This is a genomic window from Microvirgula curvata (assembly GCF_054781615.1).
Genome location: NZ_BAAGUB010000014.1, coordinates 65,524 through 82,843, shown reverse-complemented (window position 1 = coordinate 82,843; position 17,320 = coordinate 65,524). Strand labels below are relative to the sequence as shown.

The 17,320-nt window shown below is 64.3% G+C and carries 15 protein-coding genes; 9 read left to right on the top strand and 6 right to left on the bottom strand.

Annotated features, from left to right (window positions below; genetic code table 11):
- Positions 1-7: 7 nt before the first annotated feature.
- Positions 8-5,368: a hypothetical protein gene (locus ACYVG8_RS08500; protein WP_460745393.1), complete on the bottom strand. Its 5,361-nt coding sequence runs from the start codon at positions 5,366-5,368 to the stop codon at positions 8-10.
- 24 nt (positions 5,369-5,392) lie between these two features.
- On the opposite strand from ACYVG8_RS08500, the gene ACYVG8_RS08495 reads away from it, so the two are divergent.
- Positions 5,393-6,211 carry a hypothetical protein gene (locus ACYVG8_RS08495; RefSeq protein WP_460745392.1) on the top strand — a complete coding sequence of 273 codons (819 nt, stop codon included), beginning with the start codon at positions 5,393-5,395 and terminating at the stop codon, positions 6,209-6,211.
- A gap of 890 nt (positions 6,212-7,101) precedes the next feature.
- Here the strand turns inward: ACYVG8_RS08495 and ACYVG8_RS08490 are convergent.
- The gene (locus tag ACYVG8_RS08490) at positions 7,102-7,236 is read right to left on the bottom strand and encodes a hypothetical protein (RefSeq protein ID WP_460745391.1); all 135 of its coding nucleotides are present in this window, start codon (positions 7,234-7,236) and stop codon (positions 7,102-7,104) included.
- A gap of 15 nt (positions 7,237-7,251) precedes the next feature.
- Positions 7,252-8,334, bottom strand: coding sequence for an extracellular catalytic domain type 1 short-chain-length polyhydroxyalkanoate depolymerase (locus tag ACYVG8_RS08485; protein ID WP_028498731.1), 1,083 nt, complete (start codon positions 8,332-8,334; stop codon positions 7,252-7,254).
- 336 nt (positions 8,335-8,670) lie between these two features.
- On the opposite strand from ACYVG8_RS08485, the gene ACYVG8_RS08480 reads away from it, so the two are divergent.
- Both ACYVG8_RS08480 and ACYVG8_RS08475 read left to right on the top strand, forming a co-directional pair.
- Positions 8,671-9,459, top strand: coding sequence for a MetQ/NlpA family ABC transporter substrate-binding protein (locus ACYVG8_RS08480; RefSeq protein WP_107890358.1), 789 nt, complete (start codon positions 8,671-8,673; stop codon positions 9,457-9,459).
- 254 nt (positions 9,460-9,713) lie between these two features.
- Positions 9,714-10,256, top strand: coding sequence for a cysteine hydrolase family protein (locus ACYVG8_RS08475; RefSeq protein WP_460745389.1), 543 nt, complete (start codon positions 9,714-9,716; stop codon positions 10,254-10,256).
- 36 nt (positions 10,257-10,292) lie between these two features.
- On the opposite strand, the gene ACYVG8_RS08470 is transcribed toward ACYVG8_RS08475, so the two are convergent.
- On the bottom strand, positions 10,293-11,042 hold the full coding sequence (locus ACYVG8_RS08470) for an SDR family oxidoreductase (RefSeq protein WP_460745388.1): 750 nt from the start codon (positions 11,040-11,042) through the stop codon (positions 10,293-10,295).
- A gap of 100 nt (positions 11,043-11,142) precedes the next feature.
- Between ACYVG8_RS08470 and ACYVG8_RS08465 the strand changes: the two genes are divergently transcribed.
- Positions 11,143-11,499 (top strand): winged helix-turn-helix transcriptional regulator, encoded by a 357-nt coding sequence (locus tag ACYVG8_RS08465; protein WP_036385594.1) that lies wholly within the window; start codon positions 11,143-11,145, stop codon positions 11,497-11,499.
- A gap of 12 nt (positions 11,500-11,511) precedes the next feature.
- Here ACYVG8_RS08465 and ACYVG8_RS08460 read toward each other — a convergent pair whose 3' ends face one another.
- On the bottom strand, positions 11,512-11,712 hold the full coding sequence (locus ACYVG8_RS08460) for a YqaE/Pmp3 family membrane protein (protein WP_028498736.1): 201 nt from the start codon (positions 11,710-11,712) through the stop codon (positions 11,512-11,514).
- Between ACYVG8_RS08460 and ACYVG8_RS08455 the strand changes: the two genes are divergently transcribed.
- The 4 genes from ACYVG8_RS08455 (at position 11,711) to ACYVG8_RS08440 (ending at position 15,515) form a co-directional block, all read left to right on the top strand.
- Entirely contained in the window at positions 11,711-11,851 is a 141-nt protein-coding gene (locus ACYVG8_RS08455) for a hypothetical protein (RefSeq protein ID WP_156952487.1), read from the top strand. The genes ACYVG8_RS08460 and ACYVG8_RS08455 overlap by 2 nt on opposite strands.
- An 87-nt stretch (positions 11,852-11,938) precedes the next feature.
- Positions 11,939-13,069 (top strand): serine/threonine protein kinase, encoded by a 1,131-nt coding sequence (locus ACYVG8_RS08450; RefSeq protein ID WP_028498737.1) that lies wholly within the window; start codon positions 11,939-11,941, stop codon positions 13,067-13,069.
- Between the two features lie 87 nt (positions 13,070-13,156).
- Entirely contained in the window at positions 13,157-14,116 is a 960-nt protein-coding gene (locus ACYVG8_RS08445; protein WP_036385596.1) for a DMT family transporter, read from the top strand.
- Positions 14,117-14,183: 67 nt separating this feature from the next.
- Entirely contained in the window at positions 14,184-15,515 is a 1,332-nt protein-coding gene (locus ACYVG8_RS08440) for an MFS transporter (protein WP_028498738.1), read from the top strand.
- A gap of 7 nt (positions 15,516-15,522) precedes the next feature.
- Here ACYVG8_RS08440 and ACYVG8_RS08435 read toward each other — a convergent pair whose 3' ends face one another.
- Positions 15,523-16,074, bottom strand: coding sequence for a TetR/AcrR family transcriptional regulator (locus tag ACYVG8_RS08435; protein WP_028498739.1), 552 nt, complete (start codon positions 16,072-16,074; stop codon positions 15,523-15,525).
- Positions 16,075-16,241: 167 nt separating this feature from the next.
- On the opposite strand from ACYVG8_RS08435, the gene ACYVG8_RS08430 reads away from it, so the two are divergent.
- Positions 16,242-17,297: a sugar phosphate isomerase/epimerase family protein gene (locus tag ACYVG8_RS08430; RefSeq protein ID WP_028498740.1), complete on the top strand. Its 1,056-nt coding sequence runs from the start codon at positions 16,242-16,244 to the stop codon at positions 17,295-17,297.
- Positions 17,298-17,320 lie beyond the last annotated feature (23 nt).

Here is a 17,320-nt window from a genome sequence, read left to right as displayed (position 1 = left end):
ATGATGCCTAGAACTGCCGCAGCCAGTTCGCCATCACCCCCCGGTCCGGCAGGCCGTCATCCCGGCTCAGATACGCACCGAGGGTGAATCGCGTCCCCCGCCCGTGATGACTGAGGCTCAGGCGGCTGTCGTAGCTGAATCTGCCCCTCGGCCCCTCTTCCAGTGCAAAACGCTGTCCCGGTGCGGCAGTGAACTGCGCATCGCGCGTACCGGCCCGTCGATACAACGTCGGCCGGCCCTTGACCTCGAAGCCCGCCAGCCAGCCGCGGCCGCTCTGCCTGCCGTCATGGTCGAGCCGCAATCCGACGACCCCCTCCAGCGCCGTTTCCCGCCGGGCAGCGATTTTCAGGGCAGCGATGCCACCGTCCCGCTCGTTCAGCGCCGCATCGCGGGAATGGTGCAGTTTCAGACCGGCCAGCGGCGTCAGCGCCCAGCCGCTCGCCGAGACCCACGGTCTGGCAACCCGCAGCACCTGGCCAGTAAAGTGGTCGCGACGCTGATCGGCACGCGGCCGGGCATCGACCACGACCCGCTCCTGCTCGGGAACCTGCAGCTCGTCCTGGCCGTAGCGTACCGTGCGCCGGGTGCTGACCTGGTGCAGTGCATAGCGAAACTCGCTTTCCAGCAGCGGTCCGTCCTTCCCCCCGCTGGCTGACAGCGGCTGCTGATGACTCACGCTCAGCAACTGGCTGCTGCCGCTGAGGCCGGTGTCGTCCGTCCCGTCCGGCTTCACCCGGGCGATCCCGTAACGCACGGCCACCTGCCCGTGGCCGGCGATGTCGAAGCGCTGTTGCAGCGCAACCATGTCATAGGACGAGGCGCCAAGCTGCGTGCCGCGCTGGCCACGGCTGAGCAGGTTGAAGCCGAAGCCGGAGCCCAGATCGACCGCCGCATCATCGGCCAGACGTGCAAAACGGCGTTCCAGCACCTGCACCGGACGCAGTGCCTGCTGGATGCCGGCACCGGACAGCTGCCGGATCGCCTGGGCGATATCCTTGCGATGCATCAGTTCCAGGCTGCGGAACAGCGCGCCCGCGTCGTAGCCCTGCTGCAGCGCCCCGGCCACCCGGCGCAACGACGCGTCATCCACCAGATCGCGGTAATCGTTCTTGATCATGGTGACACCGACATCGCCACTGGCATCCCGCCAGCCGACGGCGCGCCAGGCATCCGTCATCGAGCGGATGCCGTCGACGCCTTCGATGTAACCGGCTCGCGCCAGCCTGGCAAAATCCATGCGCGTGGCCGCCGAACCAAGGGTAAAGCTGGTGTCGACCCTGACTTCGTCAAGATTCAGGGCATCCCCGTCCAGCGTGCCGATCCGCCCGTCCGGCCTGGTCATCGCCACATAACCGCGCAACGAGGCCGAAGAGAGTGCGTCACCGCCGCCGAGCAGGCGTTCCTCGTTCTGGCCGGTCCGGTCCTGCGCCCTGGTAGACTCATCCCCGAACGTCCCGCAACTTTCGTCGCCACACTGTGCATGGACCTTCCCGCGATTGACCAGGAAGCCGATTGCGTCCCCGTTGCCCCCGGCAATGCTGAAAGCATGGGAGTTCCTGGCGTGGATATTGATAATGCCAGTGTGATCATTGACGATGGCGGCCTTGCGCGCCGGTCGGCCGGGCTCGCCATTTGCCGAGGGCCCCCGCTGCCCGAGTTCCATCGCGATCATGCCGGTATCGGTCGTCCCGGCTTCGCCCAGATTGATCGTTCCGCGATTGATCAGCCGCGTGTTTTCGCCATGGCTGCTCATGGCGACGGCACCGTTGCCGCGGACGGTAATCTCGCCGCCCGCCGCATTGATCAGGGTATTGTTGTCGCCAAAGGACCCGATCTGCAGCGCACGCGTCGTCCCGCGGGCCGCAGTAAAATCAATGCTGCCGTAGTTCAGAAAACTGCGCCGTCCCATGCTTCCCCTGGCAGCCAGCACCCGATAGCCGTCGCGGGCGACCAGTTTTCCGTGGTTGGCGAGCTGCATATCGGGGTCGTTCTCCCGGACGCCGAGGTCCAGCGACAGCATCACCGGCTCGATGGCACCGGCCTCGGGCCGTTCGGCCAGCACCGTGCCACGATTGCTGAACTCGCTGCGGAACGACAGTTCGATTCGCCCCTTGCCGGACAGGTTGAAGGTGGCACCCTCGAAGTTGGTCAGTGCGGCATTTCCTATTCCCCTCAATGGCAACGTCGCCGCCAGTGTCCCGTGATTGTGCAGCTGCGAGAGGAAATAGCTCGGCTCCGGCCCGGCCAGTGACAGCGTGGCGCCAGCGCTGTTCGTCACGTCCCCTTCCGCTGCCAGCATGACGCTGCGGGTTCCGGTATGGGTATAGTTCTGGCGGGCCGGGACAATCAGCGATGCCGGCGGCTGCGTCGGGTCGGGCAGTGCCTGCAGCGGCGGCGGCACATAGTCGTACTCGAGCCCCTGCACTTGCCAGGCAGTCCGGTCAAGTGAGCTGGTATGCGTATCCTTGAAGTGACTGCAACTGCTGTTTCCGCAGAGCCGTTCCACCCGGCCGCGGTTCAGCAGATAGGCGCGGGTCCTGGTGTCATCGGCAATGAGGAATGCGTGCGAATTTTTCGCATGGATATTGATGACCCCGCTGTCGTCGTTGAGCAGGACCGACGTCCTCGTTGCGGGATCGGGCTGGCCGGGCCGGTGCCGCGCAGCCCAGGCGCCAATTTCCAGCGCCACCATGCCGGTATCCTGCGTACCGGGCTCGCCCAGGTTGATCGTGCCACGGTTGACCAGCCGCGAATTCTCGCCATGGCTGCTCATGGCAACGGCACCGTTGCCGCGCACGGTGATCGAGCCCCCCACGTCGTTGACGATATCGTTGTATTCGCCGTACGACTCGATCCGCAGTGCCCGCCTGACGCCGCCCTCGGCCGTGAAATCGATGGTGCCGTGGTTGATGAAGCTGCGCCGTGCATTCTTCCCCGCCGCACCGAGCCCGAGCACGGAGTAACCACCGCGGGCAATCAGCGTCCCCAGATTGCGGTGAATCCGCTCACCCTTGTCGGATGGCCAGGCCGTCACCATGTTCACCATCTCGCGCTGCCCCTGTTCGGGGTTGAAGGATTCAGCGGTGATCTTGCCGTAATTCATGAATTTGCTGTTGAACACCATCTTCATGTGCCCGGCACCGGAGAAACGGATATCGCCGTTTTCGAAGTTGACCAGGTTACCATTGCTCTCGGCCAGCAGCGCTGTCGCCGATACCTCCAGCCGGCCGCGATTGTGCAGCCCGCTGCTGAAGCGGCTGCTTTCCTCCCCGACCAGCGTCAGCGTGGCATCGGCATTGTTTACCAGCAGTCCTTTTGCCCTCAGCAGGGCATTCAGGCTCGTGCCGTCGTGGACGTGGCTGCTGCCCTCGGCGACCACCAGCGGCACCGCGTAGGAGAAGGCCCGCCCTTCAGGAGAAAGGGTCCGCTCCCGGGCCGTGCTGTACGGGTTGTGGAATTTCCTGCAACTGTTGTCACCGCAAAGCGAGCGCACCTTGCCGAAATTGAGCAGATAACCGAGATCACGGCTGTCGTTTTCTATCCGGAATGCGGATGAGTTCTTTGCATGAATGTTGATCACGCCGGCATGATCGTTGACCAGCAAGGCTGTTCGCGGGCGCTGGTCGGGCGCCCCCTCCCCCCAGCGTCCCAGCTCCATCGCGACCATGCCGGTATCGTTGGTTCCCGGATCGCCCAGATTGATCACGCCGCGGTTGATCAGCCTGGAGTATTCGGCATGACTGCTCATGGCAACGGCGTGGTTGCCGCGCACGGTAATCTCGCCGCCGACATCGTTGACCAGCGTGTTGTGATTGCCGAACTGCTCGATATGCAATGCACGCGTCCTGCCGTTCCCGGCAGTGAACTCGATCCGGCCGCGATTGATGAAGGTCCGCAGCAACTCCGGCCTGGCACTGCGCACACTCAGTACGCCGTAGCCGTCACGGGCAATCAGTTTGCCGCCATTGATGATTTCGCTTGTCCGGTCATTGCCCTGCTGCACATTGTGCAACGTCAGCAGATGACGCTCGCTGTTGGTGTCGGCCAACTCATGCGCAACAATCGTGCCGTCATTGCGGAACGAAGCACCGGGCGACAGCACCATGACGCCGTCGCCATAGAACTGCATCAGCCCGCCCTTGCTGTTGATCAGATCGCTCCCCTCCGATCCGGTCAGCCGGGTGGCCACATTCAGGGTGCCGTCGTTGCGGAGCATGGCGTGGTACCAGCTGCGATCTTCTCCCTCCAGCACCACGGCGCCACTGGCCGTGTTGTGCACGTTGCCCTTTGCCTCCAGCGTGATGCCCCGCAGGATCCCGGTATTGGTGTGCAGACGCGCCTTGCCGACGGGCAACCGGACCTGCACCTGTGACTGCGGCTGCGGCAGCGTGGCCGGCAGCGCATAAGAGAATTGCGAATCCTGCACCCGGCCGCTCAGGTCATGCAGCCGGGTATGCTCGGTCTTGAAGAATCCGCAACGGCCCATGTCACCGCATGCCACATCGACTTGACCACGATTGAGCAGGTACCCGGTTTTGTGCGGAGAGGCCCCCTCTTCAATGTTGAATGCATAAGAGTCTTTGGCATGGATATTGATCCGGCCACCGTAGTCATTGACGATAACCGCGCTGAGTGACGCCGGCACGCCTCCCCATTCGCCTGATGGTTCCATCCTGTACCCCTGAAGGGACAACTGCATGGCCACCATCCCGGTATCGGTCGTGCCGGGCTCGCCCAGATTGATCGTGCCGCGGTTGATCAGGTGCGAATATCCACCATGGCTATTCATGGCGACCGCATTGTTGCCTCTTACGGTAATCACGCCGCCACGGTCGTTTATCAGGTCATTGTAGTCGCCATACGGTGCCACATTCAGCGCCCGGGTCATGTGGTCCGTGGCGGTGAAATCGATGGTCCCGCGGTTGATGAACTGGCGTTTTACCGAACCATGTTCCGCACTGACCACGCCAAAACCGCCACTGGCAGTTATCTTTCCGTTATTGACGACCGGCCGGCTCCCTCCCCGGGATCCGTTTCTGGCGCTGCCGCCGGCCATGCTCAATATCACCGGCGAACGCAGAGCGCTCTGGTCATGCCCGGATGCCGTGATCTCGCCATCGTTGACGAGGGTACTGCCCGGCGAGAGAAAGAAGGCAGCATGTCCCTGCAGCGCGATTTTGCCACCGGCCTGGTTCAGCATTTCGCTCTGCTGCAGCACATTCAGCCGTGCCGTCAGGTTCAGGACGCCGTCATTTCGCAATACCCCGCCATAAAGCGCATTCGAATCCCGGGAGGGGGTCACATCCCCGACCATGTTCAGGATCCCGCTGCCGAGATTGTGCAATTCACCCCGCACGGTCAGGTTCACATTGCTTTCCGGACCAGCATGCATATGGGTCTGCTCATTTGCGACGGAGAGCAGGACAGTCGGGGATACAGCAGCGGTCAAGCTACCACCCGGGGTTCCTCCAACCGTGCCGCCAGTACCGCCGCCCGGATTTACTCCTCCCGCGCCGCCAGAGCCACCGCCCGGATTTACTCCTCCCGCGCCGCCAGTACCGCTGCCCGGATTTACTCCTCCCGCGCCGCCAGAGCCGCTGCCCGGATTTACTCCTCCCGCGCCGCCAGAGCCGCCGCCCGGATTCACTCCTCCTCCCGCGCCGCCAGAACCGCTGCCCGGATTTACTCCTCCCGCGCCGCCAGAACCGTTGCCCGGATTTACTCCTCCCGCGCCGCCAGAGCCGCCGCCCGGATTTACTCCTCCTCCCGCGCCGCCAGTACCGTTGCCCGGATTTACTCCTCCCGCGCCGCCAGAGCCGCCGCCCGGATTTACTCCTCCTCCCGCGCCGCCAGAGCCGCCGCCCGGATTTACTCCTCTCACACCGCCAGTACCGTCACCCGGATTTACTCCTCCCGCGCCGCCAGTACCGTTGCCCGGATTTACTCCTCCTCCCGCGCCGCCAGTACCGTTGCCAGGATTTACTCCTCCCGCGCCGCCAGTACCGTTGCCCGGATTTACTCCCCCCGCGCCGCCTGTACCGCCGCCCGGATTTACTCCTCCCGCGCCGCCAGTACCGTTGCCCGGATTTACTCCTCCCGCGCCGCCAGAGCCGCCGCCCGGATTTACTCCTCCTCCCGCGCCGCCAGTACCGTTGCCCGGATTTACTCCTCCCGCGCCGCCAGTACCGTCACCCGGATTGCCGCCTACTGAGCCGCCAGGACCGCTGCCAAGATTGCCTCCTCCCGCGCCGCCAGTACCGTCACCCGGATTTACTCCTCCCGCGCCGCCAGTATCGTCGCCCGGATTACGGCTGGGGTTAACGCTGGCCACGCCCTTTACCTGCGATGTTGCAACCGGGGTATCAGGCGCAGCGCCCTTTCCTCCCGAGGTTTTCTGCTTGTCATCCGATGAGGATCCCCCGCCGCCCGCCGACACCAGCAACGCAATCCCCCCCCCTGCGGCCAGCGCATACCCGATTGTGCTTATCGACGGCATGCTCATGCCGCCGCCTTCCGCCTTCTCCTCCAGTTGGCGGAGGCAGGGAAGTGGCTGCCCGGTGAGCGGGTCGGTACCGCAGGCCATGGCTTTTGCGACCTGAATGTCAGACGTGTCGCCGCGGCTGCCCTGACCGGCCATGGCAGCCTGTCCGACCAGGGCCGTCAGCAGTGCTGCACGCCCGCCACGGAGTACGGCGGCAAACATCCAGCGCAACCAGCCCGGCATCGCCCGGCCGTTTCGCCACTGCTGGTACTGCAGTGCAGACTGTCGCCGGACCAGCACGCCGAGCCAGAAACGGTCCAGCCGGCGGCGCCGTTTTGCATGAAGCGGTTTACGCCAATGACCATTCCGCGCGGATGACCCGCTGATGCCCCTGGATCCCGTGGATGCATTCTTCACAATAACCTCCATAGATTAATAGCGCAGTCCGCCATCGGAGGAAAACCCGACAGAAACCGCATGGCCATGGCACGCAAATCCAATACGGAGCGTGCTGGCCATCGAAATGTTTTGATGAAAATTGCCCGAAATGAGCTGGCAAAAAACGCAGTGATCACTTGACCATCAGCGAAACAATCACTCAAGAGGAATACGCTGTAATTTCATTGCAAAACCACAGCCATGGCACGTAATAATGCTTGTTTATTTTCAAGAAAATTCTTTAACCGATTAAATTCCGCATTCAATTCTGAAGGAAAGAAAGTGGAGGGGCGAATCGGCGCGGTAACATCCAGCACGGATTCAGCCGCCTGTCAGCGACGCCTGGCGGCCTTGACCCCTGGCGCAAAGAAACGCCAGGCCAGTGTCAGCGCATCAGGTCCGCCCGGATCAGAAAATGCCTGCCGTGCCGCGCCACCACTCCAGGCATGGCCCAGCCCCGCTATCCGGATCTGGCGCACATGGCAGGTGCTGCCCAGCATCCAGTCAGTCTGGGCAAAAGCACGCCGCGCGCCGCGCTGCAGCGTGCGCGTCGGCCCGGGCTGCGGCATTTCGCCAGGCAGCAGGTCCAGCCACAGCTGAGTCGTCGCAGCAGCGTTGTCGATCGACACGACGGCATCGTCGTCACCGTGCAGCACGATCAGCGGTGGCAACCGCCCCCCCGCCAGCCGCAGGCGCAGGCTGGCCAGGTCCGGTTCGCGGTCGCCGCGCATCGCCAGCCGGCCCTGCAGCGCATTGCTGGCGCTGTGCGGTACCGCGCCGGAATGGGCACCCACGGCGGCAAAGCGTTCCGGAAACTGCAGGACCAGGGTCAGCGCCATGCTGGCGCCGGCCGACAGTCCCATGACATAGCGCCGCTCGCGTCGCACCGGATAGCGCCGGCTGACCTGCTCGGTCAGCGCCATCAGGATGGCCGACTCGCCCGCCACCTGGGTATCGGAGCGAAACCAGTTCCAGCAGCGATACGGATTGGCGTGCAGCGATTGCTCCGGCAGCAGGACGATGCAGCGTTCTGCCCGGGCCAGAGCCGCCGCCCGGGTCGTCGCCGCGAAGCTGGCGGCGTCCTGCTTGCAGCCGTGCAGCAACAGCAGCAGTGGTGCCGGCCGCGAAGGCGTCACTCCGGCCGGCACAAAGACCAGGTAGCGGCGCATCAGGGCCGGCCCCAGGCCCCCCTGGCCGCTTTCCCAGCGCCCGCTGCCGCGACTGGTCGGCGTCGCGGTGGGCGATGCCACGCCGGTCAGCGCCTTGCGCGCGGCCCGGCTGGCGGCATTGGCCTGTTCGACAGCGGCGTTGACCATGCTGCGCGCCACCGCCCGCTGCAGGCGGGTGGCGCTTCTGGTTGTGGCATCGGACAACGCGGTCCAGATGCTGACCGGTTTGCTGCGCTTGCGTCCCATTACTTCTCCAGACTGTCCGCCCGGCCCCGCCGCTGGCAGCGACGGGATGCCGGACCGGTTTCCCGCCCGATCACGCGTTCACTCCAAGCACTTTTTGTTATTTGTTTTCCATTTAATCGTTTTTCCGGTTTTAAGGGAGCGGCGTAAAGTGCGTTCAACGGTGTACCGACACCGTAGCCGATTTTCCCCCTTTCCACTGTGACAACAGGACTTCTTCGTGACTGACGCCATCACGCCACGCAGCGCTTCCTGCCGATGTCGGCACCGCTGACGAGACGCATCGCCATTTGCCATCCGGCCCCCGGCCGGACCGACCAGACCCAGGAGTCCCGGAACATGAAACGCCTTGCCACTCTGACTGCCGCGCTGTCGCTGCTGTCCGCCTCGCTGTCCTTCGCCGCTGCACCGGTCAAGCTGACCGTCGCCGCCTCCGCCGTCCCGCATGCCGAAATCCTCGAAGCCATCAAGCCGACGCTGGCCCGGGAAGGGGTCGATCTCGATATCAAGGTCTTCAACGACTACGTGCAGCCCAATGTGCAGGTCGAGGAAAAACGCCTCGATGCCAATTACTTCCAGCACATTCCGTACCTGGACGAGTTCAACAAGACCCGCAACACCCATCTGGTGGCGGCCAGCAAGCCGATCCATATCGAGCCGTTCGGCGCCTATTCGCGCAAGTTCAAGCGCATCAGCGATCTTCCGGATGGCGCCACCGTCGCCATTCCGAACGATCCGGTCAACGCCGGCCGCGCGCTGCTGCTGCTGGACAAGAACAAGGTGATTGCGCTGAAAGACCCGAACAACATTACCGCGACGGTCAAGAGCATCACCTCGAATCCGAAACACCTGAAGTTCAGGGAGCTGGAAGCCGCCACGCTGCCGCGCGTGCTTGATCAGGTCGATCTGGCGCTGATCAACGCCAACTACGCACTGGAAGCCAGACTGGTGCCGACCCGCGACGCGCTGTTTGTCGAGACCCGCTCCCCGTACGCCAATCTGCTGGTCGCCCGCGACGACAACAGAAACAGTGACGCCATCAGGAAACTGGCCGCCGCCCTGGCCAGCCCGGAAGTGAAGCAGTTCATCCAGAGCCGCTACAAGGGTGCGGTGATCCCGGCATTCTGAGCCGGGCAGATGACAGCCAGCCGGGCGGTGCCATGTTCCGGGGCGTCTCCCCGGCATTGACACCCGCCCTGCCCGCCGGTAGGTTTGGCGCATGAACAGCATCCTGCAGACTCTCACTACCACCGCGACCGCTTATGGCGGGTCGTGAGGTAGCGGTATCGGCACGATAACGCGCACTGTCCCACAGGCCCCGCCCGCACCGGACGGGGCCTGATCGTTTCTCCGTCCGTGCCGGCACACTCAGGAGAAACGGCATGAATCCCGCCCACCCCGCACCGCGCGCACTGCTGATCGTCGACATGCAGGTCGGCCTGTTTCACGGCCCGGAACGACCATGGCACGGCGACCGCGTGCTGGCGAACATCAACCGGCTGATCCACGCTGCCCGCGAGGCCGGCGCACCGGTCTTCGCCGCCCGCCACACCGGCGCGCCCGGCTCCCCGATCGAGGCCGGCAGTCCGCTGTGGCAACTGCTGCCGGCACTGGACGTGGATGAAAACCGCGACACGGTCTTCGACAAGACCCGGCCCAGCTGCTTCTATGGCACCGGCCTGCAGGCCCGGCTGGTACAGGCCGGTATCCGCGAACTGGTCATCGCCGGCATGAAAACCCAATACTGCATCGACACCACCTGCCGCGTGGCGACCGAACTCGGCCTGCAGGCGCTACTGGTCGCCGATGCCCATACCTGCATGAACACCCCGCTGCTGACGGCGGAAGCGATCGTCGCCCACCACAATGCGACCCTGGGCGGGCCGCTGGCCCGGTTGATGGAAACGGAGGAGGTGCGGTTTTGAGTGCGGGGCCGGGGAGCAAGGCCTTTTTTCCCCGCGCTACAGACTGCCAACTCCCCCATCCACCAGCAACTCCGTCCCCACCACGAACCCGGCCTCGTCCGATGCCAGAAACACGGCGGCCTGTGCCAGTTCGCGCGGTGTGCCCAGGCGCCCGATCGGCACCAGTTTGAGGATCTCGTCGTTCAGCGCCGCCAGTTGTTCCGGCGGCAGGCCGAGCTTGCCCAGCGCCGAGGTCCGGGTCGGGCCGGGGCTGAGGCCGTTGACGCGGATGCCGCGCGCCAGCCACTCGCCCGACAGCGTGCGCGCCAGCGACAGCAGGCCGGCCTTGCTGGCGGCGTAGGCGCTGCTCTGCGGCAGGCCGATACGGGCACTGACCGAGCCGCACAGGATGACCGACGAGGGATTGGCCAGCAGCGGCAGCAGGGCCTGCAGCAGAAAGAACGGGCCTTTCAGATTGGTGGCCATCAGCCGGTCGTAGCTGTCCTCGTCCCAGTCCTGCACCGGCCGGTGCGTGACATCGCCGGCGTTGACGAACAGCACATCGAGTTGCGACCAGTGTGCGGCCAGTTGCTGCGCCAGTTCGCGCTGGTCGGCCAGCTGGCCGGCGTCACTGCGGATCAGGATCACGTGTTCGCCGAGTTCGCGGCCGGCGGCGGCCAGCGCATCGGGGTTGCGGCCGGTGATCGCCACCCGGGCGCCTTCGGCCAGGAACTGGCGTGCAGTTTCCAGGCCGATGCCGCTGGTGGCACCGGTAATGAGGGCGGTCTTGCCTTGCAGGCGTGGCATGTCGGGGTCTCCGTTTTGTGTCAAAACCCCAGTGTCAACGCATTGGTACCCAATGTATAGTAGGCACCAATTTGATACTTAAAGAGGAGACTGGATAGCCATGCCGACGAATCATGCACAGCGGGACACGCCGCCGGAACCCTGCCCGATGGTGCAGTTTGTCGGGCTGATTTCCGGCAAATGGGCAATTCCGATCCTGTACCGGCTGATCGTGATCGACGGGCCGGTCCGTTTTGGCGAGTTGCAGCGCGCGGTGGCGCCGATCACCCAGAAAGAGCTGACCCGGCAGTTGCGCCTGTTCGAACAGAAGGGGCTGTTGCGGCGTCAGGTCTATGCCGAGGTGCCGCCCCGGGTCGAATACACCGTCACCGCCCTGGGCAAGACCCTGCGTCCGCCACTGGATGCACTGGCCGACTGGATGCGTACGCACGCGGCCGACCTCGGCGCGGAGGCCTGACGCCGCAGGCGCTCAGGGGCGGCGCCGGGCGCCGAGCGCCTTTTCGATTTTCCTGTCGGTCTTGTACTGGCTCAGCGCATAGACCGACCAGATCGCCGCCGGAATCCAGCCGATCACGGTGAGCTGCAGCAGCAGGCAGAACAGGCCGGAAAACGGCCGGCCAATGGTAAAGAACTGCAGCCACGGCAGGAAAATGGCGAGCAACAAGCGCATGAATCTCTCCAGACAAGACAGGGAAGCCGGACGCGGCGTCGCCGCTACCCGTCAGGCACCTTGCCACAATGCCGTCGGCATCATCAAGCCGACCCACATCACGCCAGATTCAACTTGGTCAGTATTTGACATTTTTTGAACGGTTTTTGGAATGGCAGCACTCGGGTGGGCGCGTACAAATATCGGCGTGCAAGACACACATCCACACGAGAAAAGGTGATTTACCATGACCAAGATCGTTAATTCCTGGAATGACTTTGATCCGCTGAAACACGTCATTGTCGGCCGTGCCGATCACAGCTGCGTGCCGCCGGAAGAACCTGCCACTTCGGAAAAGGTACCGATCGACAGCCCGATGCGTGGCATGTGGGGTCCGCGCCCGCTGGAAACGGTGGAAAAGGCCAATGCGCAGCTCGACAATCTGGCCCGCATCCTCACCGAGCGCGGCGTCAGGGTGGACCGTCCGGAACCGCTGCAGTGGAACCAGCCGGTCATTACCCCGGACTTCCGCACCGGCTCGATGATGACCTGCATGCCGCCGCGCGACACGCTGCTGACCATCGGCAATGAAATCATCGAAGCGGCGATGTCGTTCCGCTGCCGCTACTGGGAATACCTGGCCTTCCGTCCGCTGCTGTCGCAGTACTTCAACGAGGACCCGGAATTCCTGTGGAGCCAGGCGCCGCGTCCCCGGCTGTCCGACAAGTCGTACAAGCACAACTACTACGACGAGAAGATCTCGCTGGAAGAGCGGCTGGTCCGCACGGCGAACAAGGACTTCGTCACCACCGAGGAAGAAATCCTGTTCGATGCCGCCGACGTGATGCGGCTGGGCAAGGACCTGTTCATCCAGCACGGGCTGACCACCAACCGCAAGGCGATGGAATGGTTCAAGCGCCGCTACCCGGAACTGCGGGTCCATGCGGTCAACTTCCCCGGCGACCCGTACCCGATCCATATCGACGCGACCTTCGTGCCGCTGCGCCCGGGCCTGATCATCAACAACCCGCACCGGCCGCTGCCGAAGGCACAGCGCGAGATCTTCGAGAAGAATGACTGGCAGATCGTCGAAGCTGCCATGCCGGCCCACAAGGAACCGCCGCCGCTGTGCTACAGCTCGGTGTGGCTGTCGATGAACTGCCTGGTGCTCGACCACAAGACCGTGATCGTCGAAGCGTCCGAAGTGAACCAGCTGGAACAGATGGACAAGCTGGGCATGAACGTGATCCCGGTGCATTTCCGTGACGCCTATGCGTTCGGGGGCGGCCTGCACTGCTCGACGGCGGACGTGTACCGCGAGGGCAGTTGCCTGGACTACTTCCCGAAACAGGATTTCAACGACATCACCCGCGTGTAACCCGGGACATCACCCGCGCCAGCCCGGTCATCGTTCGCCTGCATGACCGGGCTTTTTGGCCACGTGACATCCCCCAGGAGCTTCGCCATGTCCACTGCCGTCCCGGCCGACAACAAGAAACTCGGCTTTGCCAATGCCTTTATCGCCGCCACCCTGATGGGGTTCGTCGGCTTCTTCGCCCGCCATATCGATGCTCAGGGCGATTTCATCGCCTTTTCGCGCATGCTGTGCGGCGGCATCCTGTTCTTCGCCATCCTGGCCTGGAAGGGTCGGCTGTCCGAGCTGCGCAGCTACCGCATTTCGGCCGGCATGGTCGCCAGCGGTTTCTTCATGGGCAACTGCCTGTCGGCCTATATCGCGGCGACCCAGCTGACCTCAATCGCCAATGCGGTGTTCTTTATCTATATCGGGCCGATCATTTCCACCCTGCTGGCTGTGATTTTTCTCAAGGAAAGGATGAAATTCGCCACCTGGTTCGCAATGGCAGCCGTGTTTGCCGGCATGATGCTGATTGTGGGGCTGGTGTCGGTCGACGCCGGTGGCGTTCACTTCGGCATGACGTTTTCCAGCAAGACCTTCGTCGGCGACATGCTGGCGCTGTATTCGGGCGTCGGCTATGGCCTGTTCCTGTTCTTTGGCCGCTTCCGCACCGATGTTCCCGGCGAAACCCGCGCCTTCTGGAACTTCGTGTTCGCGCTGGCCGGCATCAGCATCCTGTTCCTGTTCACCCGCCCCGGCGTGGCGCAGATGGCGACAAGCGACTGGCTGTGGTGGATCGGCATCGGCATTGTCTGCGGCTTCGGCGCGCTGGGCGCATGCACCATCGCCACCCGCCATCTCAAGGCGGCCGAGTTTGCCTGCGTGTCGTACTGGGAGTGCGTGGTTGCTGCCGTGTTCATCGGCTGGCTGGTGTATGGCGAGGTGCTGTCAGCGGTGCAGTTGCTGGGCGGGCTGCTGATCATTGCCGGCGGCACCGGCGAGATGGCCATCGGCCTGCTCGGCCGCGGTCTGAAGCGCAGGAAAGTACCGGAAACCCGACCGGTCTGACGCCAGACCCCGGTTCCCCGCTCCCGGCACGCGCACTGTGCCCCTCGACCCCGACGGGAAGAAAAACATGACCACCCTGACCGACAGACAGCCTCTCGCCCCCCACGCCAGCGATCCGCCCCGGGCCTTGCGCCGGGCAGCGACCGCCAGCTTTATCGGCAATTTCGTCGAATGGTTCGACTACGCGTCCTATGGCTATCTGGCCGCCATCATCGCCGTGGTGTTCTTCCCGGCCAGCGATGCCACTACCGGCCTGCTGGCCACCTTCGCCGTGTTTGCCCTGTCCTTTGTCATCCGCCCGCTGGGCGGTATTTTCTGGGGCCATCTCGGCGATCGCGTCGGCCGGCGCAGCGCGCTGTCGCTGTCCATCCTGCTGATGTCCGGCGCCACCTTCTGCATTGCCTTCCTGCCGTCCTACCAGCAGGTCGGCATGCTGGCGCCGCTGCTGTTGCTGCTGATCCGCCTGGTGCAGGGGTTTTCCGCCTCGGGCGAGTACGCCGGCGCCGCTGCCTTCCTGACCGAGTATGCGCCGGAAGGCCGGCGCGGCCTGTATGCCAGCATCGTGCCGGCCAGCACCGCGGCCGGGCTGCTGTTCGGCTCGCTGTTCGTGGTCATGCTGCATGCCTGGCTGACGACCGAGCAGCTGCACAGCTGGGGCTGGCGACTGCCGTTCCTGCTGGCCGCCCCGTTCGGTCTGGTCGGCCGCTATATCCGTCTGCACCTGGAGGACACGCCACAGTTCCGCAGCATGGCGCGCCAGATGGAACGCAAGGCCCCGGACAGCGCCATCCCGATCCGGGTGCTGCTGACCACCTACCGCAGCAAGGTGGTGATCGCTTTCGGTGTCACCTGCCTGAACGCGGTCGCGTTCTATCTGATCCTCAGCTACATGCCGACCTATCTGTCAGCAGAGCTCGGCGTGCCGGAAACCGAGTCGTTCATGGCATCGACGGTGTCGCTGACCGCCTATATCGGCTTTATCTTCCTGTCCGGCGCGCTGTCCGACCGGCTAGGGCGCAAGACCATGTTGATTGCCGCATCACTGTGCTTCATCGTGCTGACCGTGCCGCTGTTCATGCTGCTCGACCATGCCGGCTTTCTGACCCTGATCCTGATCCAGATCGTGTTTGGCGCGCTGCTGACGCTGAACGACGGCACGCTGGCCAGTTTCCTGTCGGAAATTTTTCCGACCCGGGTCCGCTACAGCGGCTTTGCCTTCAGCTACAACATGGCCAATGCGCTGTTCGGCGGCACCGCGCCATTTATTGCCACCTGGCTGATCAGCGTCACCGGCAGCAAGCTGGCACCGGCCTGGTATCTGGTTCTGGCCTCGGTCGTCGCCCTGCTGGCGATGCGCTGCATCCACGAAACGGCGCACCGGCCGCTGGACGACCGCTGAGCTCGTCTCAGGCCGTTACCCGCGCCGCATCCAGCGCGGCCATGGCCGGGTCGATCATGGCCAGCAGCCGGGCCCGGCTCACGCCATCCCGGGCCTGCACCGACAGGCCGTGCAGCAGGGTGGCGTAATAGTCACCCAGTGCAGCAACATCGACATCGGCCCGCAACTCGCCACCGTCCTTCGCTGCCTGCAGCCGGTCGATGATCGAGCGAGTGCGCTGGCGCCGGTGTTCGGCCAGCCAGTCCAGAACCCCGTCGTTCTCCACCGTGCAGTTGGTCGCTGCCGACACCACCAGGCAACCATGCGGATGGCCACGCCGGGTATAGATCGTCACCGCGTCGCGCAACAGGCGCTCGACCGCCGCCCGCGCCGAGTGCTCTCCGGCCAGCGCGCGGGTGGCGAAGCCGCCGTCCCCCGCCTCGTACAGCGCCACGGCCTCGCGGAACAACTGCTCCTTGCTGCCGAATGCCGCATAGATGCGGGCCGAAGCGATGCCCAGTGCGTCGACCAGACTCGCCATGGACGTGCCTTCATAGCCGCGTTCCCAGAACGCGGTCATCGCCCTTTTCAAGGCCAGATCCCGGTCGAATTCCCTTGGTCGTCCCGCCATTGCTCTCCTGCCCGTCCATGCCGACTGGCGGAATTCTAACCCGGTCCGCACTTGACGCGAGCGGGAATCTCGCTCTATTCTTTGTCGATCGACAAAGAATTAGGACATGGAAAATCATGCAGACCATCAAGGGCCCCAGCCTTCATCTCGCCCAGTTCAGCGACAGCACACCCCCCTTCGACAGCCTGGCCTCGATGGCCGGCTGGGCGGCACAGACCGGCTTCAAGGCCTTGCAGATCCCGGCCTGGGACGCACGCCTGTTTGATGTCAGAACCGCCGCGCACAGCCAGGGCTACTGCGACGAAATCAACGGCCTGCTGGCCGGGCACGGGCTGGTCATCAGCGAGCTGACCACCCACCTCCTCGGTCAGCTGGTGGCGGTACACCCGGCCTACGATGCCCTGTGCGACAACTTCGCTCCGGCCGTGCTGCGCGGCAGGCCGCAGGCACGGACCGAGTGGGCACTGGAGCAACTGGCGCTGGCGGCCCGCGCTTCACGCCGGCTGGGCCTGACCGAGATGGGGACGTTCTCCGGCTCGTTTGCCTGGCCTTACCTGTTCCCGTTCCCGCAACGTCCGGACGGGCTGATCGACGCCGCTTTCGACGAGCTGGCGCGACGCTGGCGCCCGATTCTCGATGCCTGCGACGAACAGGGAGTCAATCTGTGCTACGAAATCCACCCGGGCGAGGACCTGCACGACGGCACCACCTTCGAGCGCTTCCATGAGCGGGTCGGCCGGCATCCGCGCTGCCACATCCTGTTCGATCCGAGCCATTTCGTCCTGCAGCAACTCGACTATCTGGCTTTCCTGGATCGGTATCGCGACCACATCCGCATGTTTCACGTCAAGGATGCGGAGTTCAATCCCGATGGCCGGCAGGGCATCTATGGCGGTTACAGCAACTGGGTCGACCGCGCCGGCCGTTTCCGGTCGCTGGGAGATGGCCAGGTGGATTTCAGGGCGATCTTTTCCCGGCTGGCCCAGTACGACTATCAGGGCTGGGCCACGCTGGAATGGGAGTGCTGCCTCAAGGACCAGGAGGATGGCGCGCGCGAAGGCGTCGCCTTCATCAACGACCACATCATCCGGGTGACCGACAAGGTGTTCGATGACTTCGCCGGTGCCGCCGTCGACCGGGCACAGATCCACGCCATGCTCGGTATTGCCTGAGCCCTTTTCGCCCCACCCTTATT